This is a genomic window from Psychrobacillus sp., assembly GCF_032154225.1.
Lineage (GTDB): Bacteria > Bacillota > Bacilli > Bacillales_A > Planococcaceae > Psychrobacillus.
Map to the genome: position 1 here is coordinate 747,144 of NZ_JALDYF010000001.1, position 25,170 is coordinate 772,313.

The 25,170-nt window shown below is 35.0% G+C and carries 28 protein-coding genes; 7 read left to right on the forward strand and 21 right to left on the reverse strand.

Translation table 11 applies throughout. The features are described from left to right. Positions 1–87: 87 nt before the first annotated feature. Positions 88–1,659: an ATP-binding protein gene (locus tag RUH95_RS03760; protein WP_313891475.1), complete on the forward strand. Its 1,572-nt coding sequence runs from the start codon at positions 88–90 to the stop codon at positions 1,657–1,659. 641 nt (positions 1,660–2,300) lie between these two features. Here the strand turns inward: RUH95_RS03760 and RUH95_RS03765 are convergent. Together RUH95_RS03765 and RUH95_RS03770 are read right to left on the reverse strand one after the other, a co-directional pair. Beyond that, entirely contained in the window at positions 2,301–4,481 is a 2,181-nt protein-coding gene (locus RUH95_RS03765) for a sensor domain-containing protein (RefSeq protein WP_313891476.1), read from the reverse strand. 212 nt (positions 4,482–4,693) lie between these two features. Then, positions 4,694–6,082, reverse strand: a complete 1,389-nt coding sequence (locus tag RUH95_RS03770) for an aldehyde dehydrogenase (protein WP_313891477.1) — start codon at positions 6,080–6,082, stop codon at positions 4,694–4,696. A 266-nt stretch (positions 6,083–6,348) separates the two neighbouring features. Between RUH95_RS03770 and RUH95_RS03775 the strand changes: the two genes are divergently transcribed. Further along, the gene (locus tag RUH95_RS03775; RefSeq protein WP_313891478.1) at positions 6,349–6,492 is read left to right on the forward strand and encodes a hypothetical protein; all 144 of its coding nucleotides are present in this window, start codon (positions 6,349–6,351) and stop codon (positions 6,490–6,492) included. Between the two features lie 58 nt (positions 6,493–6,550). Here RUH95_RS03775 and RUH95_RS03780 read toward each other — a convergent pair whose 3' ends face one another. Beyond that, positions 6,551–7,396 (reverse strand): DNA-3-methyladenine glycosylase family protein, encoded by an 846-nt coding sequence (locus RUH95_RS03780; protein WP_397469477.1) that lies wholly within the window; start codon positions 7,394–7,396, stop codon positions 6,551–6,553. A gap of 45 nt (positions 7,397–7,441) precedes the next feature. Between RUH95_RS03780 and RUH95_RS03785 the strand changes: the two genes are divergently transcribed. After that, the gene (locus RUH95_RS03785) at positions 7,442–8,161 is read left to right on the forward strand and encodes a thermonuclease family protein (protein WP_313891479.1); all 720 of its coding nucleotides are present in this window, start codon (positions 7,442–7,444) and stop codon (positions 8,159–8,161) included. A gap of 118 nt (positions 8,162–8,279) precedes the next feature. Here RUH95_RS03785 and RUH95_RS03790 read toward each other — a convergent pair whose 3' ends face one another. Next, the gene (locus RUH95_RS03790) at positions 8,280–8,861 is read right to left on the reverse strand and encodes a phosphatidylglycerophosphatase A family protein (protein ID WP_313891480.1); all 582 of its coding nucleotides are present in this window, start codon (positions 8,859–8,861) and stop codon (positions 8,280–8,282) included. Between the two features lie 103 nt (positions 8,862–8,964). Here RUH95_RS03790 and RUH95_RS03795 point away from each other — a divergent pair, with 103 nt between their 5' ends. Genes RUH95_RS03795 through RUH95_RS03805 form a run of 3 tightly spaced genes read left to right on the forward strand, consistent with a single transcriptional unit; the run spans position 8,965 to position 10,705 of the window. Further along, positions 8,965–9,684 (forward strand): alpha/beta hydrolase, encoded by a 720-nt coding sequence (locus RUH95_RS03795; protein WP_313891481.1) that lies wholly within the window; start codon positions 8,965–8,967, stop codon positions 9,682–9,684. A gap of 58 nt (positions 9,685–9,742) precedes the next feature. Continuing rightward, entirely contained in the window at positions 9,743–10,258 is a 516-nt protein-coding gene (locus RUH95_RS03800) for a YjcG family protein (RefSeq protein WP_313891482.1), read from the forward strand. 3 nt (positions 10,259–10,261) lie between these two features. Next, positions 10,262–10,705 (forward strand): GNAT family N-acetyltransferase, encoded by a 444-nt coding sequence (locus RUH95_RS03805; RefSeq protein WP_313891483.1) that lies wholly within the window; start codon positions 10,262–10,264, stop codon positions 10,703–10,705. A gap of 367 nt (positions 10,706–11,072) precedes the next feature. On the opposite strand, the gene RUH95_RS03810 is transcribed toward RUH95_RS03805, so the two are convergent. The 11 genes from RUH95_RS03810 to RUH95_RS03860 all read right to left on the reverse strand — a co-directional run bounded on the left by RUH95_RS03810 (position 11,073) and on the right by RUH95_RS03860 (position 19,111). Next, positions 11,073–12,431, reverse strand: a complete 1,359-nt coding sequence (locus tag RUH95_RS03810) for an arsenic transporter (RefSeq protein WP_313891484.1) — start codon at positions 12,429–12,431, stop codon at positions 11,073–11,075. A 260-nt stretch (positions 12,432–12,691) separates the two neighbouring features. Next, entirely contained in the window at positions 12,692–13,369 is a 678-nt protein-coding gene (locus RUH95_RS03815; protein WP_313891485.1) for a DUF2642 domain-containing protein, read from the reverse strand. A gap of 143 nt (positions 13,370–13,512) precedes the next feature. Then, positions 13,513–14,988 (reverse strand): DUF2642 domain-containing protein, encoded by a 1,476-nt coding sequence (locus RUH95_RS03820; protein WP_313891486.1) that lies wholly within the window; start codon positions 14,986–14,988, stop codon positions 13,513–13,515. Positions 14,989–15,061: 73 nt separating this feature from the next. Beyond that, complete coding sequence (locus RUH95_RS03825; protein WP_313891487.1) at positions 15,062–15,733, reverse strand: hypothetical protein; 672 nt, start codon at positions 15,731–15,733, stop codon at positions 15,062–15,064. Between the two features lie 244 nt (positions 15,734–15,977). Further along, complete coding sequence (locus RUH95_RS03830; RefSeq protein WP_313891488.1) at positions 15,978–16,292, reverse strand: hypothetical protein; 315 nt, start codon at positions 16,290–16,292, stop codon at positions 15,978–15,980. Between the two features lie 93 nt (positions 16,293–16,385). Beyond that, a complete protein-coding gene (locus RUH95_RS03835) occupies positions 16,386–16,631 on the reverse strand; it encodes a stage VI sporulation protein F (RefSeq protein ID WP_313891489.1) in 246 nt (81 codons plus the stop codon). A 36-nt stretch (positions 16,632–16,667) separates the two neighbouring features. Beyond that, positions 16,668–16,817 (reverse strand): sporulation protein YjcZ, encoded by a 150-nt coding sequence (gene yjcZ / locus RUH95_RS03840; protein ID WP_313891490.1) that lies wholly within the window; start codon positions 16,815–16,817, stop codon positions 16,668–16,670. Between the two features lie 69 nt (positions 16,818–16,886). Next, positions 16,887–17,252, reverse strand: coding sequence for a stage V sporulation protein AE (gene spoVAE / locus RUH95_RS03845; protein ID WP_313891491.1), 366 nt, complete (start codon positions 17,250–17,252; stop codon positions 16,887–16,889). A 1-nt stretch (position 17,253) separates the two neighbouring features. Beyond that, positions 17,254–18,261 carry a stage V sporulation protein AD gene (locus RUH95_RS03850; RefSeq protein WP_313891492.1) on the reverse strand — a complete coding sequence of 336 codons (1,008 nt, stop codon included), beginning with the start codon at positions 18,259–18,261 and terminating at the stop codon, positions 17,254–17,256. After that, positions 18,255–18,710 carry a stage V sporulation protein AC gene (spoVAC, locus tag RUH95_RS03855; protein WP_313891493.1) on the reverse strand — a complete coding sequence of 152 codons (456 nt, stop codon included), beginning with the start codon at positions 18,708–18,710 and terminating at the stop codon, positions 18,255–18,257. Before spoVAC ends, RUH95_RS03850 begins: the two co-directional genes overlap by 7 nt. After that, positions 18,710–19,111: a YhcN/YlaJ family sporulation lipoprotein gene (locus RUH95_RS03860; protein ID WP_313891494.1), complete on the reverse strand. Its 402-nt coding sequence runs from the start codon at positions 19,109–19,111 to the stop codon at positions 18,710–18,712. Before RUH95_RS03860 ends, spoVAC begins: the two co-directional genes overlap by 1 nt. A 128-nt stretch (positions 19,112–19,239) precedes the next feature. On the opposite strand from RUH95_RS03860, the gene RUH95_RS03865 reads away from it, so the two are divergent. Beyond that, positions 19,240–19,755 (forward strand): CotY/CotZ family spore coat protein, encoded by a 516-nt coding sequence (locus RUH95_RS03865; RefSeq protein WP_313891495.1) that lies wholly within the window; start codon positions 19,240–19,242, stop codon positions 19,753–19,755. Between the two features lie 512 nt (positions 19,756–20,267). On the opposite strand, the gene RUH95_RS03870 is transcribed toward RUH95_RS03865, so the two are convergent. From RUH95_RS03870 to RUH95_RS03895, 6 genes are all read right to left on the reverse strand, one after another. Then, positions 20,268–20,609, reverse strand: coding sequence for a hypothetical protein (locus tag RUH95_RS03870; RefSeq protein ID WP_313891496.1), 342 nt, complete (start codon positions 20,607–20,609; stop codon positions 20,268–20,270). Between the two features lie 61 nt (positions 20,610–20,670). Continuing rightward, complete coding sequence (mgtE, locus tag RUH95_RS03875) at positions 20,671–22,023, reverse strand: magnesium transporter (RefSeq protein ID WP_313891524.1); 1,353 nt, start codon at positions 22,021–22,023, stop codon at positions 20,671–20,673. Between the two features lie 160 nt (positions 22,024–22,183). After that, positions 22,184–23,086, reverse strand: coding sequence for an RluA family pseudouridine synthase (locus RUH95_RS03880; RefSeq protein WP_313891497.1), 903 nt, complete (start codon positions 23,084–23,086; stop codon positions 22,184–22,186). Positions 23,087–23,088: 2 nt separating this feature from the next. Continuing rightward, positions 23,089–23,889, reverse strand: a complete 801-nt coding sequence (locus RUH95_RS03885) for an NAD kinase (RefSeq protein WP_313891498.1) — start codon at positions 23,887–23,889, stop codon at positions 23,089–23,091. Further along, complete coding sequence (yjbM, locus tag RUH95_RS03890; protein WP_313891499.1) at positions 23,886–24,566, reverse strand: GTP diphosphokinase; 681 nt, start codon at positions 24,564–24,566, stop codon at positions 23,886–23,888. Before yjbM ends, RUH95_RS03885 begins: the two co-directional genes overlap by 4 nt. A gap of 25 nt (positions 24,567–24,591) precedes the next feature. Further along, positions 24,592–24,981: a UPF0738 family protein gene (locus RUH95_RS03895; RefSeq protein WP_313891500.1), complete on the reverse strand. Its 390-nt coding sequence runs from the start codon at positions 24,979–24,981 to the stop codon at positions 24,592–24,594. Positions 24,982–25,170: the final 189 nt, after the last annotated feature.

Here is a 25,170-nt window from a genome sequence, read left to right on the forward strand (position 1 = left end):
CTATTTTATCTTAACAAATTCTAACATTTTCATAAAGGAATAAATAAGATATTATCATTATACAGTCTATATTACTTGGGGTGGAAAATGAATTTAGAAATTTTAAATAAAAAGAACAAAGTCATATTTTTAGCGATTATTAGTTGTTTTACAGTTACACATCTCCTTCTTTCTATTTTTCTTCCCTTAAGCTTTACGGAGTCCTTCTTTTATTGTTGCATCATGCATTTATTGCTATTGGCATTTTTATTTTCAGGTTATAATCGAAGTCCTTTAATTCGACCATTTTTGTTAGTTGTTTTAAATATATATGGCTTATATTTAAACATACATGGCGATAGTATTATTTTCCTTATCACTTTAACTTTTCCGATTTACATTTCACTGCTTTATCGCTCAGTTCTTTCAAGTATTACTATTACTGCAATAACAATGGTAGAGATGAGTATGGTAATTTACTACAAGTATGAATTATCGTATCTCCAAACATCTCTAAATGATATTATCCATCTTTCAATTTTTTTATTGTTATTAATTACCACTTCTATTTTCTATTTGGGAATTGAAAAAAAGCATTGGATTACTATTTCCAAACAGAACGAGATGATGCGACAAGAATTACATTCTCGAGATAGTTATTTGCAATTATTTTTTGAAAATGCGAAGGATAGTATTGCAGTATTTGATTTAAATAATAAAGTAATCGAAGCGAATCAAGCTTTTGAAAAACTTTACGGCTGGAAGCGTGAAGAAATTATTGGTCGTTCTATTGATCTCGTCCCTCCTAAAAATATCAATGCTGCTGCAGAACGTCAGAAGGAAGTACTTAATGGCAATAGTCTTCATTTTGAGACAGAAGATATGAAAAAAGATGGAAGTTTCTTTGATGCACAAATTACCCTTTCTCCTATTTACGACCATGCCAACAAACTAATTGCCTCGTCTGTTATTACAAGAGATGTAGGCTACAAAAAAGAAGCGGAGAGATTGCTCATTCAATCAGAAAAGCTTAATATAGCTGGTGAATTGGCGGCAGGTGTTGCCCATGAAATTCGCAATCCAATGACTGCCATTTCTGGTTTTATCCAACTAATGAATCAAGATAAAAGCCAACCTTATTATGAATATACAAAACTAATAGCGTCCGAAATTGAACGAATCAATTATATTATTGGGGAATTTTTAGTTTTAGCAAAGCCGCATGTAGCCATGTCTAGGAAATATAATTTCAAGGAAACAATAGATGATGTGATCATGCTATTCCAACCAGAGTTGAATTTGAAAAATATTAAGTTGTCTAAACAAGGGTTATCCGAAGATATGTTTATTTTTGGGGAAGATAGCCGAATGAAACAAGTGCTTATTAATATTATTAAAAATGCCGTTGATGCTATTCAAACGAATGGAGAGATTTCAATCATTGGGACTATTCTTTCGGATAATGGATTAATGATTAAAATTATCGATAATGGTATTGGAATGGACAAGGTGACGTTGGAAAAGTTTTTTGATCCTTTCTTTACGACGAAAGAAAAAGGAACTGGGCTAGGTATGATGATTTCTCAAAAGATTATTCATCAGCATGGCGGCAATGTGTTCATAGAGAGTGAACAAGGCATAGGAACGACCATTACAATTCAACTACCTTATCAGACATAAACTCAAACAAGCATTGGAAATACAAGAAAAGTGGAAACATCCTTTAAAACCAAAACATTAGTTTACGGCTCGCTCTAGGCTTCTCATTAGGCTATAAGATGAACGGGGAATCTGTTAAAAGAGAGTTCATCGTATGGCAAATGTTCGCCTTCCGCTCGACTTTAACTTCGACGCTAAGTAGTTAAATACTTTTGGCAATAGAAGAAGCAAGCCCATTCTATCTAGTAAGCAAGCCGCCAAAGATACAATTTTGGCGGCTATTTGTAGGTTTATAGAAAGAGACACTTCCACATTTGGACATAAAGTGGAGAAGTACATGACAGATTTACTTTGTACGAAAATTGTCGATCTATTTTTAACTAGAAGTGCGGATTAACTTTTTTCTCTGCTCCTTAGATGAAAGTATTTAAGTAGAAAAAACATGAATACATTCCTAATTAGCGGTATGGAAGTAGTGAAAAGCGGCGACACCAGCGGGAATAGCGCGAGCTGAAAGCCCCGCAGGAACGCAGTGACGAGGAGATTGAAGCCGTGCCCACGGTACGCGTCCGCGTGTAAGGGAATCTACTTCTCCCATTCCTTTACTCCATTTCTATATGTAGCTTAAACCCTGTGTTTGTGGAACATTTTTATATACTTTTTTACTGATTAATCGTATAAGTCGGCACTTCTTCTGCTCTCATTGGTTTTGAATAATAAAATCCTTGCACAGAGTGACAATTATGCACTCTTAAGAAATCAATCACTTCTTTATTTTCAACACCTTCAGCTACTACATCTAGCCCTAAACCTTGTCCAATTCGAATAATAGAAGAAACAATCACTTCATCTCGATTTTCTAAAACTCGCTTCATGAACATTCGGTCTATTTTGAGCGTATGAATCGGCAACTCGCTCAAATATCGGAAATTCGAAAAGCCTGAACCAAAATCATCCATTGCAATTTTAATCCCTATTTTCGTTATATCTAACAATACATTTGTTAAACGATCTATGTTTTTCATTAATACATTTTCCGTAATTTCTATTTCCAAATAATAAGGTGGTAATCCTGTTTCTTCTAACACCGCCTGTAAATTAGTTAGAAAATCATTTTGCTCTAGTTCAGCAGGACTAATATTAATCGAAATTGTGTTAAATTCAACTCCTAATTTTAACCACTCAACTGCTTGTCTACAAGCTTCTTTCAAAACAAACTTGCCAATCGGAATAATCAGTCCAGTTTCTTCGGAGAATGGGATAAAATCATTCGGAGATATAATGCCATCTGATTTTTTATTCCAACGGATTAATGCTTCATAGCCGTCAATCGTGCCAGTTTGTAAATATACTTTTGGCTGGTACATAAGAAAAAATTCATCATTGTCGAGACCAGCTCGAATATCACTTTCTAATTGAACTTTATTCACAAATCCTTCTCTATGTTCTTCCGCAAATAATACAGCATTTCTCTTTCCATTTTCCTTCGACACATTTAAAGCTAAGTCGGCCGAACGGTGTAAGGAATGATATGTAGTTCCATCTGTCGGATAATAAGAAATACCAATAGAACAAGAAATATATACTTCCATTTCATCAATGTAAAATGGCAATTCCACTTCTCGAATAAGCGCTTCCGCAAACTGAAGTGATGAAGTTTCCATTTGGTCTTCATCTATTAAAACGACGAATTCATCTCCGCCGATTCGATAAATCTCCCCACTCGTTTGAATGAAGTTATTTATTCTCCTTGTTACTTTTTGTAATAACTTATCTCCGGTTACATGCCCTAAAGAATCATTAATATTTTTAAATCGATCTAAATCCACGTAGATGAAATGAAACGGATTTTTAGATTTAATCTTCTCTCTTACATCTCTCTCTAAAGCTGCAGTATTCGGTGTGTTTGTTAAATGATCATAATAAGCAAGTTCGTTTAGTTTTTTGCGCGTCGATTCAAGCTCCGTTATATCATTTCCAAAACCAACTGCTCCGACAACTTCTCCATCTTCCATGACAGGAGATAACGTTATATGAATACACTTATTATCCATCCATTCGTTATAAGACACTTCTGTCCCTTTACACACTTCCATCAAATGGATTGTTAATCGATTAGCCATATCTTTTGGCAATAATGCATTGATTGATTTATAATGGGCTGTACTATTGACTTCGTGTCCATTTTTTGGAGTTTGAATAATCGAGTTTCCTCTTTTAGCTAAAAACTCCCCTGCAATTTTCCCAGTAAACATGGAAAAAACAAAGCTTCCAAAAGTATCTTTTTCTACTTTAAAAACTAAGTTATTTACTTGATTCACCACTGTTTCAAAAGAGGAAACAATCGATAGTTGGAGCAACTTTTCTTTTTCTTTCTCCGATGTAATATCAGTTCGGATAGATAAAAAATAAGATTCTTTACTGTTTATGTATACAGGTAATATATATGTTTTTACCCAATATAATTCTCCATTTTTTCGTCTATTACAAATTTCACCCGTCCACGGTTCCTCACTTAAAATAGTTGACCACATTTCTTTGAAAAAAGACTTTGGATGGACATTTGAATTGACGATATTATGCGTTTTCCCAACAAGTTCTGATTGGCTATATCCAGAAATTTCAACGAAGCGATCATTTACGAATAATATTTGCCCTGCTTTATTCGTAACCGCAAAAATCATCGTTTCATTGAAAGCATAATCCATTAATTTCATTTTGAAAAAAGCATTCTCGAGTTTTTCTTGAAGCGATATGTCTTCTGCTAGTGAGTAATCAAAAATAGCTGTTTTCACTGTATGTAAGAGTTCATCCGAATTTGCATCAAAAATTGTGTTCATCATTTCTTTCGATTCCTTTCCCACTGTTCTTTGCCAAAACCATTATAGTTCTTTCGTTCCAATAAAAAATAGAAGTATATTACTATGTATCTAACATAACATATTTAATATATACGTTGTGTCAAAATCTTCGATATTAATAAAAAATTTCAGTTACTATTTAAAATATAATAAAAAGCATCCACAATCTTGTAACAATTGTGGATGCTGAAAGTTTATTTCAATAAAGTCCTTACTAACTTCACCTTATTTTTATATGGCGGGAATACTATATTAACCGGTAATTTCGTATTCTTTTTCATAATGGACTTTTGATGTGTAAACAAAGTAAAGCTTGATTCCCCGTGATAAGCTTGCACACCAGAATTTCCTACTCCGCCAAATGGAAGATGCGCACTACCTGCATGAGAAACTGTATCATTAATACATCCTCCTCCAAATGATAGCTCTTGTAAGAAATAGTTTTGTGCACGTTCATGCTCACTAAACATATACGCCGCTAATGGTTTTGGCAACTTACGAATTTGCCTAATGATCGCTGGAAGATCCGTATACGTCATAATTGGCAATATTGGTCCGAAAATTTCATCCTCCATTACAGGACTTGAAAAACTTATATTGTCTAAAATCGTTGGCTCTATATAAAGATCAGCTCTATCCGTTTTACCACCAAAAATAATTTGCTCTTGTTCTTTGTCGATTATTGCTTTTAAACGATCGAAATGACGATCATTTACAATCCTACCTAAATCCGTACTTTCTTGAATAGATTCTCCGTAAAATTGATGAATTGCTTGCTTTACAAGCTCGACAAATTTGTCTTTAATACGTTCCTCCACTAATACATAGTCAGGAGCAATACAGGTTTGACCAGCATTCACTAGTTTCCCCCACACAATTCGTTTCGCCGCCACTTCCAAATTAGCTGTATGATCAACAATTGCAGGACTTTTTCCACCTAATTCTAACGCAATTGGTGTCAATCTTTCAGCAGCTGCTCTCATCACAAGTTTTCCTACATGAACACTGCCCGTGAAAAAGATAAAATCAAATGGCGCATGTATTAACAAAGAAGTTTCTTCTTTTTCTCCTTCTACTACGCGAATATATCTAGGATCAAATGCTTCCTCCACGATTTTTTTAATAATTTGCATTGTATGAGGTGTCGCTTCTGATGGTTTAATCATCGCACAATTCCCACCGATTATTGCTCCCATTAAAGGCTCCATTACTAATTGGAACGGATAATTATACGGACCAATAATTAAAACTGTCCCGTAAGGATCATGGACGATAAAACTTTTAGACGGCATTAAAGCAACAGGCGTTTTCACTTGCTCCGGCTCCATCCATTTCTCTACATTTTTTTTCATATACGAAATATTGTCATACACTAGCCCAATTTCTGTTACATATGACTCAAATTCACTTTTTCTTAAATCATCATGTAGCGCTTGAATTACTTCTTTCTCATATTTTTTTATTGTATTTTTTAATATATCTAATTGATTAATGCGGAATTTTGCAGTTCTCGTTATTCCAGTGTAAAAAAACGCTTGATGCTCTTCTATCATTTCATTCAACTGCTCGGAATTAAAATTCATCTAAACATCCCCTTTTCTGCTTTAAAATCATTATTTTTCTTAATAAAATCATACTATTCTTTTCTAAAATAGGAAAGAATATTACGTTTGAATGTGGAGATACTTATATCATAGCCGAATTGATTTTGGACTAATTAGGGCTAGTAGTCTATAAGACTTATTCTCACATGATTATTGATTCATTTTTCAGTAAACTAGTTTATCTTTAATTCTTTTTAGGGTATATTTTGTTTAACTTGAAAAAAAGTACAAAGGAGGAAATTAAAATGACTCAAACAGAAACTTGGTGGGAACCTATTTTTACTGGTGTATTTGAAATGGGTCTAAACAAAGAACGGTTATACGAATTAGACGAAGAAGCCTTTTTATATTTCAAAGAAGTTCAAGAAGAAACGGAGAGTCCTAATTGAATATTACCGCCACATAAATCAGCTTTCCCTTACATACAAAGGAAAAGCTGATTTTGCATTATTCAATATTTCTCCATAAATATAAAGCAGCATAACTTAAATAAGGTGACCACTCATCAAAATGAGCGGAAATTTCTTCTTTTGAAGGTTTATTTTCCATTTGCCAAACTTTCTTCAATGAATTTTGAAGACCAACGTCCGCAACTGGAAATAAATTTTCTCTACCAAGCCCAAATAGTAAAAAGCTTTCAGCAGTCCACGGGCCAATCCCTCGATATTTTGTTAATCGTTTAATGATTGTTTCATCCGTTTCTGTAGATAGCCTTTCTAAATGTAATTCGCCTTCTGCAATCGCAGTTGAAACGCCAATAATATATTCCGCTTTTCTCGAACTAAATTGCATATTTCTAAGCGTATCCACATCTAGCCTAGCAATATCTTCAGGCTTTGGATATACCCATACTCCCTCTACTTGTCTACCAAATGTTTGGACAAATCTAGTAGTAAGCGTTCTTGCAAATGAAAGATTAAGCTGCTGATGAATGATGCTTTTCATGATATTTGCGTATAAAGAAAAGTCTGTAACAATTGGCGTCCCGTCAAACTTTGTAAATAACCCCTTTAAATTAGTTTCCGCAAAATGGGCAGAAATTGGCTCTAAGCTGCGATTAAAATGAAAAATAGACATCATTTTTTGGAGCTGCTCATCCGATTCCACTCCTGTAAGAGTAAATGCTGGCTCTTCGAATGTTCCTGTACTTTTGAGCGTAATAATCGAAGTTTCTAGCGGAATTTTTACTGTTTTATTTTCCAAATCTACAGCATTAAGTGGATCTAATGCTAATCTTGTCATCATCTCTTCGTACTGATATTTAAACGGTAATTTTATAAACTGTGTCAAGATTATTACCCCTTTCAACTATATGTTAAACTATGTTTGGTGATGAAAATGAAAAAATGGCTTATTTTACTCCTTGCCTTCCTGCTAATTGGCTGTGAAGAAATACCAGCAAACGGAGTTACACAAACAACTGGAACAACCGATCAAATTCCAGTAGAGCTTGTAGAAATAACTGACGGAGATACAATTAAAATCAAGTATAATGGAAATATTGAAAAAGTACGATACCTGCTTATTGATACCCCCGAAACGAATCATAAAACGCTTGGCAAACAACCTTTTGGGGACGATGCAAAAGTACGAAACAAAGAACTGCTAAATAGCGGAGATTTGACGATTGAATTCGATGTCGGCAATAGAGTCGATGATTATGGACGGATGCTTGCGTATATTTATGTAGATGGAGTTAGCGTACAAGAAACACTTCTTGCGGAAGGACTTGCTCGCGTAGCGTATGTTTTCCCTCCAAATACGAGATATTTAGATAATTTCGAAGCTGCATCTGAAGTGGCGAAAGTTGCAAAAATAGGCGTGTGGGAAACAGAAGATTACGTAACATCACGTGGATTTGATGCATCGACAATTATTTCGAATAAAACGAATGATGATGTTGATAAAAAATGCGCGATTAAAGGAAATATCAACCAAAAGGGAAATAAAATTTATCATATGCCTGGTGGAAAAGATTACGACAACACGAATCCAGAGCAGTGGTTTTGTACAGAACAAGAAGCTTTAGAAGCTGGCTTCAAAAAAGCTGGTGCTTAGTGTTTTTAAAGGAGATTGATCGATTGTTCCCAAAGATCGACCGATTCCACCCCCGCCAGCACAAAGAATGCCGAAACACTGTGAATTCAGCGTTTCGGCATTTTAAAATTTATTTAGCTCAAGTACGAACGCCTTTAATTTTTGACTCTGGTGCCGTTTCTTCTGGAGGAATATCATCAAATGTTTCATTCGCTTCTTCCAAATCTCTTGTGCGATGCGCTAACCGAGAAGCAGCACTTGCCGCAATACTAGCTACTAAATCATCTAGAAAAGTATGCACACTACCCTCTTTTGTATCAAGCTTCGAAATAAGCCCCATTTTATTTTTATCCAAATGTCCAAAAGTCGTAACAGCAATACTTCCATACGTATATACCGACCCAAGTGCAATCGTTTCATCTACACCAAATAACCCCTCATCTGATTCCACAATTTGCTGAAGAGGCTGCGATAACATTTTCTTCTCTGCTAACTCATCTAACTCAATACCAACTAAAATGGCATGTTGCATTTCTCTTTTTTTCAAAACACTTTTAACCGACTCCATACAATGTTCAATCGTAAGTCCTTTATTATATGGAATTTGCATTTCATATACGATTTTCGCTACTTCCTCTATTGTTACGCCGCGTCTTCTTAAAGCTTCATTCGCAGCATTTTCAACCGTTCTTGAATGAACTCTCGATGTCTGTTTATCCACTGTAATTATCCCCTTTTTCTAACGTAATAATGTTTATTATACCTCTGTTCATGTATATGTTACAATTTCAGTACAACATGACTGCTAAAAAGGAGGAACAACGATGAACCGGGGTGTCGTACAAGATTTAACACTATTTAGCAATGCACTTCAAGAAGAAATGCAATTGCTCATTTATTTACCACCAAATTATTCGCCATTATACAAATATTCCATTCTGATCGCATCCGACGGAAAAGACTATTTTCAACTTGGGAGAATTTCTCGCGTTGCGGATGAATTATACGACCAAAAAGAAATAGAAAACCTTATTATTGTAGGTGTACCATACAAAAATGTAAAAGATCGCAGAGAAAAATATCATCCTGAAGGCTCTAAACATGAAGCCTATATTCGTTTTCTTGCTCAGGAATTAGTTCCTTATTTGGATACCAATTATCCAACATATCAAATAGGCATGGGACGTGCATTAATCGGCGATTCTCTTGCCGCAACAGTGTCGTTACTTGCTGCACTGCAATATCCGAACACATTTGGAAAAGTTATTTTACACTCGCCACTTGTAAATGAGCATGTTTTGTCTAAAATAGAAAACCATAAAGAAATCCATGCTTTCTCTCTTTACCATGTTATCGGAAAAGGTGAAACTGCCGTGAAAACGGGAGATGGATTACTTGATTTCCTTACTCCTAATAGGGAAATGCATAATTTATTAATAAAAAAAGGATTTTCAACATTCTATGGCGAATTAGATGGAGACCATACTTGGAAGCTTTGGCAGCCAGATATGAAAAGATCCCTACAAAAAAATTTCAGCTTGTAGATAATTTTGTTATAATGAATATGTGACTAGTTTGACAAATTTGAGGAGGTAATGAAAAATGAAATATGGTATTGTAGCTTTCCCTTCAAAAAAGGTGCAAGATTTTGCAAATTCTTACAGAAAGCGTTATGATCCTCATTACGCTCTTATAACACCACATATGACTATTAAAGGTGTATTTGAAGCAGATGAAAATGAAATTAAAATAATTGCCGACAAAGTAGCTAGTATTACCGGTAAACATAAACCATTTACACTAAAAACTACTAAAGTAAGTTCTTTTGCACCAGTAACAAATGCGATTTATTTTAATGTAGATCATACAGATGAAATTACTGCCTTACGCGAAGCTTTGCATACAATTGAATATAACGACGAAGAAAATTATGCATTTGTACCTCATATTACAATTGCGCAAAAACTTAAATCTAGTGAGCATGATGATATTTATCCTCAGTTAAAAATGATTGGTGCCGAATTCGAAGAAGAAATCGATCGACTTCATTTGCTATATCAATTAGATGACGGTTCTTGGACAGTATATGAAACATTTAGATTGTCAGGGGATGTATAATAATTGGTTTTTGCTAAAATTGTTGAATCTGAAAAAGAATATCAAGATGCGATCAGCATCCGAAGAATAGTATTTGTGGAGGAACAAGATGTACCACTTCATCTTGAACTAGACGAGTATGATCAAGGCGCGGTTCACTTTATAGCATATGATGGGGAAACGCCATTTGGTGCAGGAAGAATCCGTGAAATTGACGACCATATAGGAAAAGTAGAGCGTGTATGTATTTTACCGAGTTACCGAGGTAAAAGTCATGGTAACTTAATGATGCAATGCATGGAAGATTATGCTGCGTCAAAAGGCTTCCATAAGTTAAAACTCCATGCACAGAGCCATGCTTTAGCATTTTACGAAAAAAGAAATTATACGATTACGTCTCCTGAATTTTTAGATGCCGGTATTCCGCATCGTGCAATGGAGAAAAACATCGAATTAAAAGAAATATAAATAGTAAAAGAGGATGATTTTGAAAATCATCCTCTTTTCTTATGTACAAATAAAATAGATCATGAGGAGATAGTGATATCCTTATTGAGCACAAGCTCGAATTTCCAAAACTGATTAGTATTAGTTTATATATAAAATAGTTTAGCAGAAAATATTTTTAATTACGATTTTCCCGCTAAACTAAAACTTCATATGAAACGAAATGGTTAATTCTATATAGTTAAAGTTAATGTTAAGCGATAGACTTGGAAGCCCATTGAAATCAAAATTCGTTATGCCCTTCATCCCTTCATGTAAGATAGATAACATTTTATTTGTAGGTATCTTTGTCTTCATGTAGTGCTTTAACAGTAATCATAAACTCATTTTAATGTGCAAAAACTATTTGTATCCAAAAATATAATAAAGTTAAAGTTATAATTGTCGTTATAGGTATGACAATCACCGTTACGCTTAAATAATCTTTCCAAGTAACTTTTATCTTATTTTTTCTTAATATATGCATCCAAATGAGAGAAGCAAGTGTACCTATAGGTAACAGCAATGACCCCATATCACTACCAATAATGTTTGCAAGATAGATAGTCTTCAATGTGATTGGATCTAACCCCATTTCAGTTAATGTAATAGTACCAATCATTAAAGCTGGATGATTATTAAAAAGGTTTGAAAGCACTGATACTAATCCTCCCATTATAAAGCTTGCTTGGAATAGCCCTTGATTTACTATCGGCTCAAACCACTGTACCAATAATCCTGTAAGCCCTACGTTATTTAAACCATATATAATTACGTACATGGAGAAAGCAAAAATAAGAATATGCCATGGTGTTTTCTTTAAAATGTCTACTGGATTTGTTCGTAAATGATACCATCTCCACACTAGCAGAACTACGGATCCAAGAACTGCTACAAATTCGATTGGTACATTAATGTAGGATGCAACGAAAAGTAGACAACGCATAACAAAGACAAACAACAGTATTTTTAACATAAACTTAGTACGTTTTTGTTTTGACTCTACTGAGATTTTCATTTTTAGTGGATGAAAAGTTTTTGTGAAAAAAGCCTCCTCAATATCTATTGCGGAATTTGGTAATGTTTTCGGTAGTTTTTTCCTTACTACGATATACATCAAGTATGACATGGATAACAAGCCTAATGTAGCGGGGACAAACATCATTGCTGTGTGCATCCAAAGAGACATATGAACGATATTTAATGCGATTAGATTAACGATATTACTTACACCAATCGGTGCACTAGAAGCAGTTGCAATTAGTGCTCCACTCAATAAATATGGAATTTGTTGACTGGGTTTTAGTCTTAGATTCTTAAGTAGTAAAATTAATATTGGTGTTGTTATTAAGATACTTCCATCGTTATTAAATAGTAACGTCATCGAAAAACATAACAACTGGATATACCAATATAAACGGTGGCCAGAACCTTTTGCTAAATTGGCTAACCTTGCAGCTGCCCAATTGAAAAATCCGAAACTCTCTAATATTACAGCCATAACAATCGTTGCCATAATTGTTATAGATGCTCCACCAATTTTACTAATGATGTCCAAAATATCTTCTTGGGATACAATCCCTGCTAGTAAAATAATCACCGCACCTATTGATGCAGGCCACGCTTCATTCATTCCCCTAGGTCTCCAAAATATGATTAACATAGTCGTAAGGAATACCAAACTGGCGATTCCAATCTGAAAACTCATACATATACATTTCCCTTCTTTTCTATAAAATTAATTTTTTTGACCGTTTCCTAGTATGTATATTCGCTCTGCTTTATAAGAAAAGAGGTGTATGTCCATGAATATAAAATATATATTTTTCGATATGTTAGAATTCTATCTTTTAATAGAAAACACCCCGAAAAAGTAGAGGCATGGAATATTCCATGCCTCTACTTTTTCGGGTATATTGTATTGAATATCATATAAGTAAAATATTTAAATGAAAGTGACTACTTGATTTATACCTGATGGAGTGTTTTAATATGATCTAAATTTAGGTAAAAGGGAGCTGATCTTGCCCTTTGAATTTCTACGACTTGTTTTTCGATATTTTTTATTTTTCCAATATAACTTTTATTTCCACCTATATTTAGCACGACAAGTGTATTTTTATATTTTTGAACTTGTTCTTCAAAACTTATTGCTAACGAATGATTATTCGACTGTACTGGGACATTTGGGACATTCATGTCGTAGAGACATTCATTTTGGGGATAAGGAATCAGCCATTTCAAATGTTTCATAGAAATATACATCGTTTTATAAATAGGTGAAAAGAATACAATATAATCATTCATAATACACGTAATATGACCATGAAGTAGCTGACCATCTGTTACATAAATTTCAACATTTTTCCCTGTTGCTTGCGTAAGAACTTCTTTAAAAGATAAATCATCTTTGTTTTCGTCCGCAATGATGAGGGAAAACTCTGATGGGTCCTGTATATCATTTTCATTATTACGATCAACAACAAAACTTTGAATATGATTTAAAGGGATGTACACAAAATCTGTACCATTAAAAAGCACTATCATATCGCTACCCAAATCAACTAAAGTGCCATTAACTAGTTTCTTCCCCGAAATTTCTATTTGAACGACTTCCTTGATTAGACTTTGAATAATTTTATTCAAGTCTGCATCTCCTTCCAAAAAAATTTTTAGTGTTGTCGATAGATAGTAAGCATGTAATATTTCGACTTTTTCTATTATGTTAAGCTCTCAACAAAAAATAAACAGTCTTATTTTCCGCTACTATCACTCTTAAATTACTCTATTTAATAATCTCTCAATTGACGATACATCTTTGCTGCATGCCTCATTAATGAAAGATACTGTTTCTCTAATCTAACTATTTCTTCTTTTATACTTTTTGGCAGATGAAAGGAGTTTGTTGCTTCAGATTCAAGACTTTGAACTATATTCCCATAACTTGCTGTTCCCGTCTTTGTTTTATTAGCATAAGTCGGTTGAATAATGGAATTAAATCGATGTTCCAATTTAATTAAGTTTTCTTCTGCATGCTTCATTAAGGCATAGTACTGCTTTACAAGCATTGCTTTTTCTTCTTTTGGGTTCTTTCGTTTCTCCAACTCTTGGCACACATTAGTTTCATCAGGCAGCGGCGTATCACCCGAACACTCTATTAGTTTATTGTTTTTTAATTCACTAAAGTATTTCTCTTGAATGAATGATATATTAAATTCTGCAATAGGTTCCATCTGTATGGAACTCTCATCATGAACAATAAGTTTACTTTTCTCAGAAGTTTTTTTCAAATTGGGAAGTGCAGATGGATCATGATTCATTGGACTCCACGCAGTAAGAAGGATTCTTTTTTCTTTGTCACTTGTGGGATGACTAGTAATACTATTTTTATTAGGCTCCAAAATTTCCTCGTGATTTTCTAGAATGTCATTGCTGTTCAATTGGAATAAGTTTGCTTCTTCTTCAACTTCTAGTTCTTCTTCTGTCTGTTTATCTGTAATAGGAAGCTCAATACTTATATCAAATTCATTATTGCTTAACGACTCTAAATGAAGAAAAATTGCTTGTTCCCCTTGGTGAGGTTCTTGCATGTCTTCTTCCAATAAGGATTCCGTCTGTTTTTTTGCATCATTTTGATGAAAAAAGGAGACTTTTTCGGGAATGGTTTCTACATAATCGTCATTATTCGTAGGAATCCATTCAGTTAGTAGTATTCTATTATCCCTTTTAATACTTGAAGATTCTTCTAGGGTAAAGTGTTCCTCACTGCCAACACTTTCATTTGTTAGATGCGCTTCGAGATATTCATCAGTGGGTTGTTTCTCATTAATTAAGATGATTTGTTCTTTAGGCAAAATGCTATAAATACTTGATATATATGATTTTGGAACATAGAGTAACTCCATATTATTGATTAAGATAATATGATCCTCCAATATGCTGCTTAATACACCAAAAACTTCTTGATTACTTAAGCTATTAATCGATACCCAGTTATATTTCATAGCTTTCAATAGATCAGTTAAGTGATTTTTGTTGAGGTGGGGAATAATTCTAGGAGATATTAGAAAATCTTTCGCATTTTTAGAAAGAGCGTGAATTTGTTGTAGTGGGAGGTAATATACTTTTTGAGCTACTTCAACGACAAGATGATCTTGTTTAACATCTACTAAAATACCTTTTATAAATTGATTGTTCTTTAGAAACAAACCAATTTCCGTGTTTTTCATGGCGCATAATACTTGTTCAAAGGTTTGCTCTTTCAATTTTGGAGCGCCTCCTTCATAGAATATTCGTCGCTTCTGACATACAAACAGTAGCGACGAAAACCTCTTTTAGTTATTCACTTTCTTTTTCTGAGTTTTCGTGTTTATGAGGCTCTTCTCTCTTCTCACGATCCTTATCCATGTCTTTATTTCCTTTATCCTCTTTGTTTCCTTTGTCATCTTTGTTTCCTTTGTCGTCTTTGCTTCCTTTGTCTTCTTTACTTCCTTTGTCGTCTTTACTTCCTTTGTCGTCTTTGCTTCCTTTATCGTCTTTGTTTCCTTTATGATCAGGCTTCTTTTTGTCATCTTTTTTTGCCTTTTCAACATGCACTCCGTAACTAATATTTCGTATATGGAACAATGAAATTCTGATAATCTCTTCATTGGAAACAATTGTAATGAAATCGTCATCCACATAGTCCATTACACCTTCCAAAGTCTCTGGCCCACCACGGTTAATCTTGACCCAACGAAGTGTCAATTTCTCCAAAATCCCCTTGAAGTCTTCTGCTTGGTAATATACAAACCCCTCAGGAATTTCCACACTAAGGTGAACCTGGTTTTTCGTATTATAAGTTAAGCTTTTTATATGCTGCGTATTATAATAAACGATTCCATCATCTTCTGTAAGCAGCGTAAAGTGATCATCTGCGGCTGAAAGTAGTAAACCTACACGGGATTCAGGTCCCCCTCTGTCCACTTTAATTACTTTATCAACTAGAGAAAGTATCATTTTTTTATTCATTATTGTTTACCCTCCTTTTTATAGTATCCTAATATTTATATGTATCTTAGGATGTCAAAGTATCGGTCAAACGCCTATATTAGATTAATAGTTCAAGCACTTTAATTTTGATGATCAAACACCCTTATAGAAGAATGTTTAGTAACTGATACGACAAAAAATGCCGATATAAATACCGGCATTCTAATTAAATATTTTCAAAAGCTGATTTAAGATACTTTGACCTAGTCAAAGATTCCTGTTTCTATATATACAGATTAATATTATTTCCTTTTCCACTTACTTCGGCAATAATAGCAGATAGGTTTGCAGGATTTGGCTGAATAAAGTTTTTATAAAGCGGAGCATGAGATAATTCTCTTGACTCAAGTACTTGTTCTTCTTCACTATCTTCTTGTTTTTTATACTCTTTTTCTTTTGCTTCAAGTTTTTCTTCAAATAATGATTTCATTTTAATGCCGTGAACATTACTAATATAAGCAAAATTATAATCATCCATTAGCATTCTGTTTGCATACATTTGCGATTGTATTGGTTGTACTGGAATAATATAGCCCATTTTCTCCGCCTCCTTTTTTTATTCTTATACCTTATGCTTGCTCTTTAACCTTTCATTCTTTATATCGCCTGATTTTTCAGTTTCTTTATAGGGTTACATCATTTTTTGAATATCAGATAAACTTAACGAACTTCCACTTTGTAAAATGGAAGACGTTAGTTCATCTTCTAATTCCTTTGATACCGGCTTTTTCGCAAGCACCCCTACTTTGCGAACTATTTTACGCACTTGCTTTTCATCTGTAAAATCTGCATTGGAAATTGTATTTACAAGCGTAAATAAGTCATCCATCGTTACACCTGTTTTATTTTCAATTGCTTTAAAAAAGTTATTTTGCATTCTACTTCTCCCCCCATTTCACATCATTTTTTTAGATTAAGGGAGAAAGCTTGCGCCAACGATGATTAATAATATAAATAAAACGACGATTAATACGAAAGTTGAAGAACTTTTTCTTCCACCACCATATCCTGCTCCACCGCCATAACCGTATCCAGAGTATCCACCACAACAGTAGTCATTCATATTCTTTCCCCTCCTCTCCTCTTCAACTTAATGTATGCAGAAGGTGATCGAGGAAAAAGGGCGAATCAACTAATATGTAGTTTTTCGTTTTTGAAAAATAAATGCACCAATGACGCCAAATAATATAGCAGCGCTAATACCAGAGCTTGTTACTTCAAACATTCCCGTTAAAACGCCAATCAAACCATGTTTTTCGGCTTCTGCAAGCGCCCCATGTGTCAATGAATTACCGAATGATGTGATCGGTATCGTCGCACCTGCACCCGCAAAATCAATTAGCGGCTCATATAAACCAAAGCCATCTAAAATAGATCCACTTACTACTAATGTGCTTAGTGTATGCGCGGGTGTAAGTTTAAAAGCATCCATTAGCACTTGGCCAATTACACAAATAAGACCACCAACAATAAATGCAGTAATGAGTGATGAAATCATATTATCCCCTCTTTTCCATTCGACATTCAATAGCATGTGCAATACAAGGAATCGTTTCCCCTTGTTGGTATGTCAAAGGGGATAAAAGTGCTCCAGTTGCAACAAGTAATACCCTTTTAAATACGCCACTTTTTAGTTGCTCATATATATGACTGAAAAAAACGGCTGCTGAACAACCGGCTCCACTCGCACCAGCATTAAAAAAATCATTTTCTCCATAAAACTGAGCACCAGCGTCTTGTAAAATAACATGGCTATCTGTATCGCTAAACATCTCTTTTAAAATGGACAAGCCTATTTTTCCTAAATCTCCTGTCATAATGACATCATAATCTGCCATCCTACTATTTGTATTAACTAAATGCCTTTCAATTGTATCCCTAGCCGCAGATGCCATCGCCGCTCCCATATGTAAAGGATCCGTTTGCCCGCCATCCACCACTTTTCCAATCGTTGCATGCGTAATAATAGGTGCATTTTTTGCATGCTTTTGTAACATAGCAAAACCAGCCGCAGTGACGGTCCATTGAGCAGTTTTTGGCTTTTGCGCCCCGTACTCTAATGGATATCTAAATTGCCTTTCCACAGTAGGATGGTGGCTAGATGCACCAGCTAAAACCGATTTTGCATTGCCAGCTTCCAATAAAAGACTACCAACAATAACTGCTTCCATAGAGCTTGCACAAGCAGAAAAAACACCTAAAAACGGCAGTGCTAGCTCTCTTGCTGCAAAATTCGTTGGAGAAAGCTGGTTGATTAAATCTCCTCCTATAAGATAGTCAATAGTATTCATCTGCTCATGTCCTTTTTTAACCGCAAGTGCGCAAACTTTTTCAATAAAACGCCTATTTGCTTGTTCATATGTTTCATCTTTTTCATTTTCTAATAGAAGTATTTCATCAAAAGATGCAGCAAAAACACTATCCTTTTCCATTGGACCTGCAATAACAGCTGTACTGGCGATACTTGGCTTTTCTATAAATTGAATAGTCCCTTTTGTATTCACCATGAAAGCACACCGACTTTTACTAATATCGTTTTAATAAGTGCTACAAAAAATGCAGATAGTACGCCAAATACAATGACTGATCCAGCAAGTTTGAATATATTACCACCGATACCAAGCACATATCCCTCTGATTTATGCTCTATTGCAGCGGAAATAACCGCATTACCGAATCCAGTTACCGGAACTGCAGATCCAGCTCCTCCAAATTGTGAAATCTTTTTATATAATCCTGTACCTGTTAAAATCATTGCGAAAAATACCATCGTTGCCACTGTTGGATTGGCAGCAGTTCGTTCCGTAAAATCAAAAAAACGAATATAAAAAAAAGAAACAAATTGACCAATTGTGCAAATAATTCCTCCAACGAAAAAAGCTTTTAACATATTTATGAATAATGGAGCTTTCGGTGTCTGTTTGTCTACAATAGTTTGAAATTGTTTTTGGTCCATTATGTCTCTTCCTTTGATAAAGATTTTATATTTTCAATAGCCTGATTTAATTCTTCCCCTTGCAGTTGATGATCAATTATTTTTGCTAGTTCCCATTTAATTTTTATATCCGCGGTGACGATTATTTCTTTACCTGGTAACTTTTCTTCTAAGTACTTCTTCACCTTGTTTTCGATTTTTTCTTTATTGAATCGTTTTAACCTTTGTATATCAATCGAAACAATTACATCGTTTCCTTCTAATACACTGGTGTACGCCATAACATCCGAATAATTATCTAACTCACTTTCCACTTCCTGAGCTTCTTTCGTTTGCTTTGCATCATATACGGTATCTTTAGATGCGTCCGAACATCCAGTTAATAGGAGGAACATGACGAGTACATACAGTTTTTTTTTCATATGCATACTCCTTTTCGAATAGTATGAGCTGTTCATTTGAAAATATGCAAAACGAATAGAGATATTTGCCCTAGTCACAATCGTGGGGTTACATAAGTTAGAAAGAGATAAAGAGGAGGTGAAAATTAATGGGGTGTGGAAGAATGGATGATATAACTGATGTTAAAAGATCAGGACGCTGCGTTTGTGATGTTGTTCGAGCAATTAAAGATATTCAAGAGCAAGCGGTAAACAATGAATGTCCGCCATGTCCAACGAACTGCTTTTTAGAGCCACTTGGCGGTTTAGTTAGCCCTGCTCGTGTTCAAGCAGATACTCGTGTTTTCATGCTACTAACAGAGGATGGTACACCGTTTAAAGCGTTTTTCCGCGATAGAGATAGATGCGATCATGATTGTATTTCTGTCTTTTTCAGAGTAGAAGATATTTTCGACGGATGCTGTGCAACTTTACGAGTATTAGAACCACTTGATCGCGAAAGACATGAAGTAGATCTATTGAATGATGATGGTACAAAAATTGATCTTAGAAAACTTTGTAAAGTGCGTCATTTTGCTTTAACTGGTAGCTGTATTACTGTCGATTTGAATTGTTTCTGTGCAATTGAATGTGTGGCAGATGTATTTTTAGATGTATGTGATTGATCGTTTCCTCCTTGCAGTGTCTACTCCGTTCGGGCATCCCCCGAGCGGTTTTTTATATGGAAGTTTTCTTATACCGTAAACCATCTTAGTGACGCGGTTTCTAGCTAGTTTCTGGGCCAAGTAGATAAATACTTTTGGCAATAGGAGAAGCAAGTCTCTTTTTATATTCTTTGAAGGCTGCCAAAGATACAATTTGGGCAGCCCTTTGTAGTTTTTGACAAGCGACACTTCTATATTTGATTATAAATTGGAGAAGTAGATGACATATTTACTTTATACGAAAATTGTTGGTCTGTTTCTAATTAGAAGTGTTGATGAACTTTTTTCTTTTCCTTCCTCTTATATGAAAGGGTTTAAGTAGAAAGAACATGAATATATTCCCATAAGCCGGAAGGATGCAGTGAAAAGTGGCGACTCATCGACCGCCCCACCGAAAGCGTCCGCTTGTAACGAAATCCCCTCTTCCCATCCTTATACTTTCAATAAAAAAAGCTATCCCAAATTAGGATAGCTCATTTCAATATATTGCCTCGCCAAAATATTTTTTCGACTTGATCTATTCGATAAGTCATCGCTTCCCCCGACCCAACAACAAAAGTAACAAACTCATCATCTACACTCTTCACTTCTCCTTGAATCAGCTCGCCATCTTCTAAATGGAACACCAATGGGCGATACACTTTTCGTTGGAAAGGATTCGAGAGAAAATGCAACTGTTCTAAAATTGCCTCTGTTTGCTCAGACATACTCTTTGGCTTTTCGTAAATAGAAGTACTCTCTTCTTGTATATCCGCTGGTCGATGGGCTACAGGAGGAGCTTTCACAAAAAGCAAAGGATCATTTAAATAGCTCATAGGCACATCCTTTTTCCTTTACTTTATGCTCAATTGTTCCAAAATGTGAAAACGTACTAACTCACAACGAAGAAATAAACAACGTCGCAAGACCAAGGTAAATTAAAATACTAATAACATCATTAATCGTCGTTATAAAAGGTCCAGACGCAACAGCAGGATCGATCTTCATACGATGTATTAATAGTGGGATAAACGAGCCAGCAATTGTTGCCACAAAAATAGAAACAAAAATAGCTGCTCCAACTAATAAACCAATAAGTAAGTCATGCTGCCAAAAGAACACAATTCCTACTACGATCACTCCACATAATAAGCCCGTGATTAAGCCAGTTCCAGCTTCACGAAACAACAGTTTAATTTTACTTTCCTCTTCAATATCCCCTGTTGCAATCCCTCGTATCGCAACGGCTAATGCTTGCGTTCCACTATTCCCAGCTGTACCCGCTATTAAAGGAATAAACACTGCAAGTAATGCAACCTGCTCCAATGTTTCTGTAAAAAGACTCATCAAATTAGCTGTTAGCATACCTAAAAACAACAAAATAATAAGCCAAGGCAATCTTTTCTTAGCTGCCTGGAAAGGGCTTTTATCAAATGTATCCATATGAGAAACACCGGCAAGTTTAGAATAGTCATCGGAAGCTTCTTCATCTAAGACGTCGATAATATCATCTACTGTAACGATTCCTAGTAAATGCTGATTATCATCCACAACGGGTACCGCTAGGAAATTATAATCTTTAATCGCTCGTGCAACTTCTTCTTGGTCTTCACTTACTAATACACTAACAACGCGATCATTCATAATGTCTTTTATCAATGTATCTTCTTCTGCAATGATTAAATCACGCAAAGAAATAACCCCTGTTAGCTTATGTGATTCATCTACAACAAATAAATAATAAATCGTTTCTGCATTCGGTGCTTCATTGCGTAATATAGTCATGGCAGAACGGCATGTAGATGTTTCTGGAATTGCTACATACTCGGTCGTCATAATTGAACCAGCTGTGTATTCTTCATAGTGCAACAAGTCTTTGATCTCTTGTGCTGATTCTTCGTCCATAATATTCAAATAGCTAGCTACTTGATCTTTTCCTAACTCATTCAGTACGTCGACGGCATTATCTGCATACATAAATGACAGCATACTTGCGGCATAAATTGTATCCATTTCTTGCAAATACATTTCATATTGCTCATCATCAAATTTAGTTGCTTCAAACAGTTCCGCCATTTCTTTAGGAGAGAGGTAGTGAAAGATCTTCTTTCGTATATCTGGCTCCACCTTTTCAAAAAATAATGCTTGGTCATATGGGTGAAGTTGCATAAATTCTTCTCTGAATTTATCCATAAAATCATTGCTAAGGAAATCGATTAAATATGCTTCGTCTAATGGAAGCTGATTCATTTCTTCTTTCACGTTAGTCCCTCCTTTCTGCGGTTGTCATTCTATATTGTATGGGCTTTAAACTGATTAAGCAACTCGATTATAAAAAGCGGTATTATTCCCTGGGAAATAACTATCAAAAAAACACTGTGATCACCCTTCATAGGTAATCATCAGTGATTTATTCGCATAGCAGATCGTTCATATCATCGGGATATGGAGCAATAATATGTATCATCTCTTTTGTAAAAGGATGTTCAAGCTCTAATTCTTTTGCGTGAAGTGCTTGTCTATTTATCAGAACTCTACTTCCTTCGTATAAATCATCGCCAATTAACGGATAACCAACCGCCTGCATATGTACACGAATTTGATGCGTTCTTCCAGTATGCAACTTCAACCTCACATGTGTTAACGCTTCACCATTCATAGAAAACCGACGAATTACTTGAACGGAAGTTCTCGCATCTTTACCTTCAGCAGAAACAAACCGTTCAATAATACTGCCATTTCTTCGCCCAATTGGAGCATTAATCGAAAACATATTTGCTTCTACATGACCGTGTACAATTGCTTCATAGGTACGGTGAAGTTCTCCAGACTTTTGCATTTCGCTCAATAAATGATGGGCGTGGCGATGCTTTGCAATACAAATAATTCCAGAAGTATCCTTATCTAGTCGAGTGGCAATATGAACTGTCGCTGACAGCCCTTGCTCCTCTAAATAGCCTGCGATTAAATTAGCAACTGTTCCATTCGGATGCTCTCTAGAAGGTATCGTACTCAAACCTGCTTCCTTTGAAATAATGAGCAAATGATCGTCTTCAAACAAAATCGGGAACATCCCTTTTTCCGCTATTAATCCTTCACTTTTCTTCTCTAATGGAAAAATAATTGTCACAACATCTCCAAATTGGAGCAAATGACGTACTGTTTTTTCTTCCTCATTAACAAGAATTTTTCCACCTTCGAATTTAATACTCGTTAATGCTTTTTTCGAAATGCCAAATTGCTTTATGGCATCTCTTACTAAAATCGTTTGTTCTTTTACTGGAAAGGATAACTTAATTTGATTGTTATTCATGTTTATACATCACTGTCAATGAACGAATCATGCACACGTTTCCAAAATGGGAACGCTCTAAATCGAGCAAAACGCACCTTTTCATCTGCTACTCGATACAAAATAGAATGGACATCCTTATGCAATAATTGCAAATGATCTACTGTCACCATAAAATCCGGTCCTTTTACTGGTTTCAATAAACAAGAATGGTGCTTTGGTAAAACTAAAGGTGAACCAACTGTTCGGAACACACGATTATTAATCGATGCTATTTCCGCTAATTGCATTGCTTCTAAAGACGGATGGACAATTGCCCCACCAAGTGCTTTATTGTATGCAGTACTACCGGATGGTGTGGACATACATAAGCCATCTCCTCTAAAACGTTCAAAATGGCTTCCATTTAGTTCCACATCCATTACTAATGTAACATCTGGTGACTTAATCGTTGATTCATTTAATGCCAGATAGCTTGCACTATCTTCCCCGTGCTGATAGTTAATCGTCACTTCCAGCAATGGATATTCAATTACTTCAAACTCTTTTTTCGCAATACTTATAACTAATTTTTCAATTTCAGATGGTTTCCAATCTGCATAGAAGCCTAAATGTCCTGTGTGAATACCGACAAAAGCAACAGAAGCAGTTAAATGTTTATACTTATGAAATGCATGTAATAGTGTTCCATCTCCACCAATCGATAACACGATATCAGGATTAACTTCATCCAATATTAAGCCAAAATCAATTAAATACATTTTGGCGTTTTCCATCAATTCATTAGATAGATCGTCATTTCGAGACTGTATGAAAAATTTCATCGTTCACGTGACCTCTCTTCCTTATGACTTTCATGTATTTTAGGTGTAGATAGTTCTTTGTTTTCGCTAAAGTATTTTTGTGCTTCTTGAATTTCTCCACGTATTAAAGACATTTCTTCATCTAAACGAAATGCAGCTTCGGCGGCGTATTGCAATCTTTTCTTAATTTCTTCCGGAAAAATCCCTTTATATTTATAATTTAAGGAATGCTCAATAGATGCCCAAAAATTCATCGCCAATGTCCGAATTTGGATTTCAGCAAGTATGAACACTTCCCCATGAATAGTTTGTACTGGATATTCAATAATCATGTGATACGATCTATATCCACTTTGTTTTTTATGAGAAATATAATCTCTTTCTTCCACAATTCGAATATCTTTTCTTGCACGTAATATCCCCACAACCGTTTCAATATCATCTACAAATTGACACATCATTCTTAGTCCAGCAATATCAGGTATTTCTTTTGCAAGTGTTGAAGAAGGTTCAAAGATGATTCCTTTTTCAAGCGACTTATCATAAATACTTGCTAACGGCTTAACTCTGCCTGTGACGAACTCGATCGGTGAGTTTGTATTTTCTATTTCAAATTGAGAACGCATTCCCTTGAGCTTTATTTTCAGCTCCGAAACTGCTTGCTTGTATGGCTCTAAAAACCTTTCCCATTGCCCCATAAGCTAGACCTCCACTTCACTTGAACTATTGCGCTGATGTTAAAATTTCCCTAAATGCATTTTCAACTGCTTTGGAAAAATCTGCACCGTAATTATCATTTCCTTCAATATTGAATATAAGCATTTCTAATTCTTCTTTAAATTTATCTAAAATGAACTCCGTTTCACCAAATTGTAATTTCGGGTCTTCTGAAAGCTGAAGTGAATTTACAAGCATTGGCCAAACATCTTGTCCAAATTTCACATAATGATAACCTGATTCATCTTCTAATAAATAAACAAATGCAAGGGAATCTGAATCCGTAATCATTCGGCCTCCTGCAGTTATATTTTCATTCATTGGTTTTTCTTCTAAAGTAAATCGGATGTCATTTTCTAATTGCACACCGCTATGTACTGTAAATGTAATAGGCAAAATCAATCTTTCCTTTCTAACCATTCTCCCACTATTTTAACATATTGAATGTCTTTGCAAACGGTCTATAATAGAAATAATATCACGCCTGTTGATTATCCATTTTATTCAATTTTATATTTTCGTTCGTTTTCTACATATAATGCGTCTTAATGGTAGTTTCCGCTACAGGGGTGGACGCTTTCCGCG

Bases quoted from the DNA above. Each gene is read 5' to 3' on its own strand.
- yjcZ (WP_313891490.1), bottom strand. From the start codon at position 16,817: ATGAATGACTACTGTTGTGGTGGATACTCTGGATACGGTTATGGCGGT.
- RUH95_RS03865 (WP_313891495.1), top strand. From the start codon at position 19,240: ATGGGGTGTGGAAGAATGGATGATATAACTGATGTTAAAAGATCAGGA.
- RUH95_RS03810 (WP_313891484.1), bottom strand. From the start codon at position 12,431: ATGAGTTTTCAGATTGGAATCGCCAGTTTGGTATTCCTTACGACTATG.
- RUH95_RS03870 (WP_313891496.1), bottom strand. From the start codon at position 20,609: ATGAGCTATTTAAATGATCCTTTGCTTTTTGTGAAAGCTCCTCCTGTA.
- RUH95_RS03765 (WP_313891476.1), bottom strand. From the start codon at position 4,481: ATGATGAACACAATTTTTGATGCAAATTCGGATGAACTCTTACATACA.
- RUH95_RS03775 (WP_313891478.1), top strand. From the start codon at position 6,349: ATGACTCAAACAGAAACTTGGTGGGAACCTATTTTTACTGGTGTATTT.
- RUH95_RS03785 (WP_313891479.1), top strand. From the start codon at position 7,442: ATGAAAAAATGGCTTATTTTACTCCTTGCCTTCCTGCTAATTGGCTGT.
- RUH95_RS03835 (WP_313891489.1), bottom strand. From the start codon at position 16,631: ATGCAAAATAACTTTTTTAAAGCAATTGAAAATAAAACAGGTGTAACG.
- mgtE (WP_313891524.1), bottom strand. From the start codon at position 22,023: ATGAATCAGCTTCCATTAGACGAAGCATATTTAATCGATTTCCTTAGC.
- RUH95_RS03825 (WP_313891487.1), bottom strand. From the start codon at position 15,733: ATGAATAAAAAAATGATACTTTCTCTAGTTGATAAAGTAATTAAAGTG.
- RUH95_RS03880 (WP_313891497.1), bottom strand. From the start codon at position 23,086: ATGAATAACAATCAAATTAAGTTATCCTTTCCAGTAAAAGAACAAACG.
- RUH95_RS03860 (WP_313891494.1), bottom strand. From the start codon at position 19,111: ATGAAAAAAAAACTGTATGTACTCGTCATGTTCCTCCTATTAACTGGA.
- RUH95_RS03760 (WP_313891475.1), top strand. From the start codon at position 88: ATGAATTTAGAAATTTTAAATAAAAAGAACAAAGTCATATTTTTAGCG.
- RUH95_RS03885 (WP_313891498.1), bottom strand. From the start codon at position 23,889: ATGAAATTTTTCATACAGTCTCGAAATGACGATCTATCTAATGAATTG.
- spoVAE (WP_313891491.1), bottom strand. From the start codon at position 17,252: ATGATTTCATCACTCATTACTGCATTTATTGTTGGTGGTCTTATTTGT.
- RUH95_RS03830 (WP_313891488.1), bottom strand. From the start codon at position 16,292: ATGGGCTATATTATTCCAGTACAACCAATACAATCGCAAATGTATGCA.
- RUH95_RS03850 (WP_313891492.1), bottom strand. From the start codon at position 18,261: ATGGTGAATACAAAAGGGACTATTCAATTTATAGAAAAGCCAAGTATC.
- yjbM (WP_313891499.1), bottom strand. From the start codon at position 24,566: ATGGGGCAATGGGAAAGGTTTTTAGAGCCATACAAGCAAGCAGTTTCG.
- RUH95_RS03770 (WP_313891477.1), bottom strand. From the start codon at position 6,082: ATGAATTTTAATTCCGAGCAGTTGAATGAAATGATAGAAGAGCATCAA.
- RUH95_RS03795 (WP_313891481.1), top strand. From the start codon at position 8,965: ATGAACCGGGGTGTCGTACAAGATTTAACACTATTTAGCAATGCACTT.
- RUH95_RS03800 (WP_313891482.1), top strand. From the start codon at position 9,743: ATGAAATATGGTATTGTAGCTTTCCCTTCAAAAAAGGTGCAAGATTTT.
- spoVAC (WP_313891493.1), bottom strand. From the start codon at position 18,710: ATGGACCAAAAACAATTTCAAACTATTGTAGACAAACAGACACCGAAA.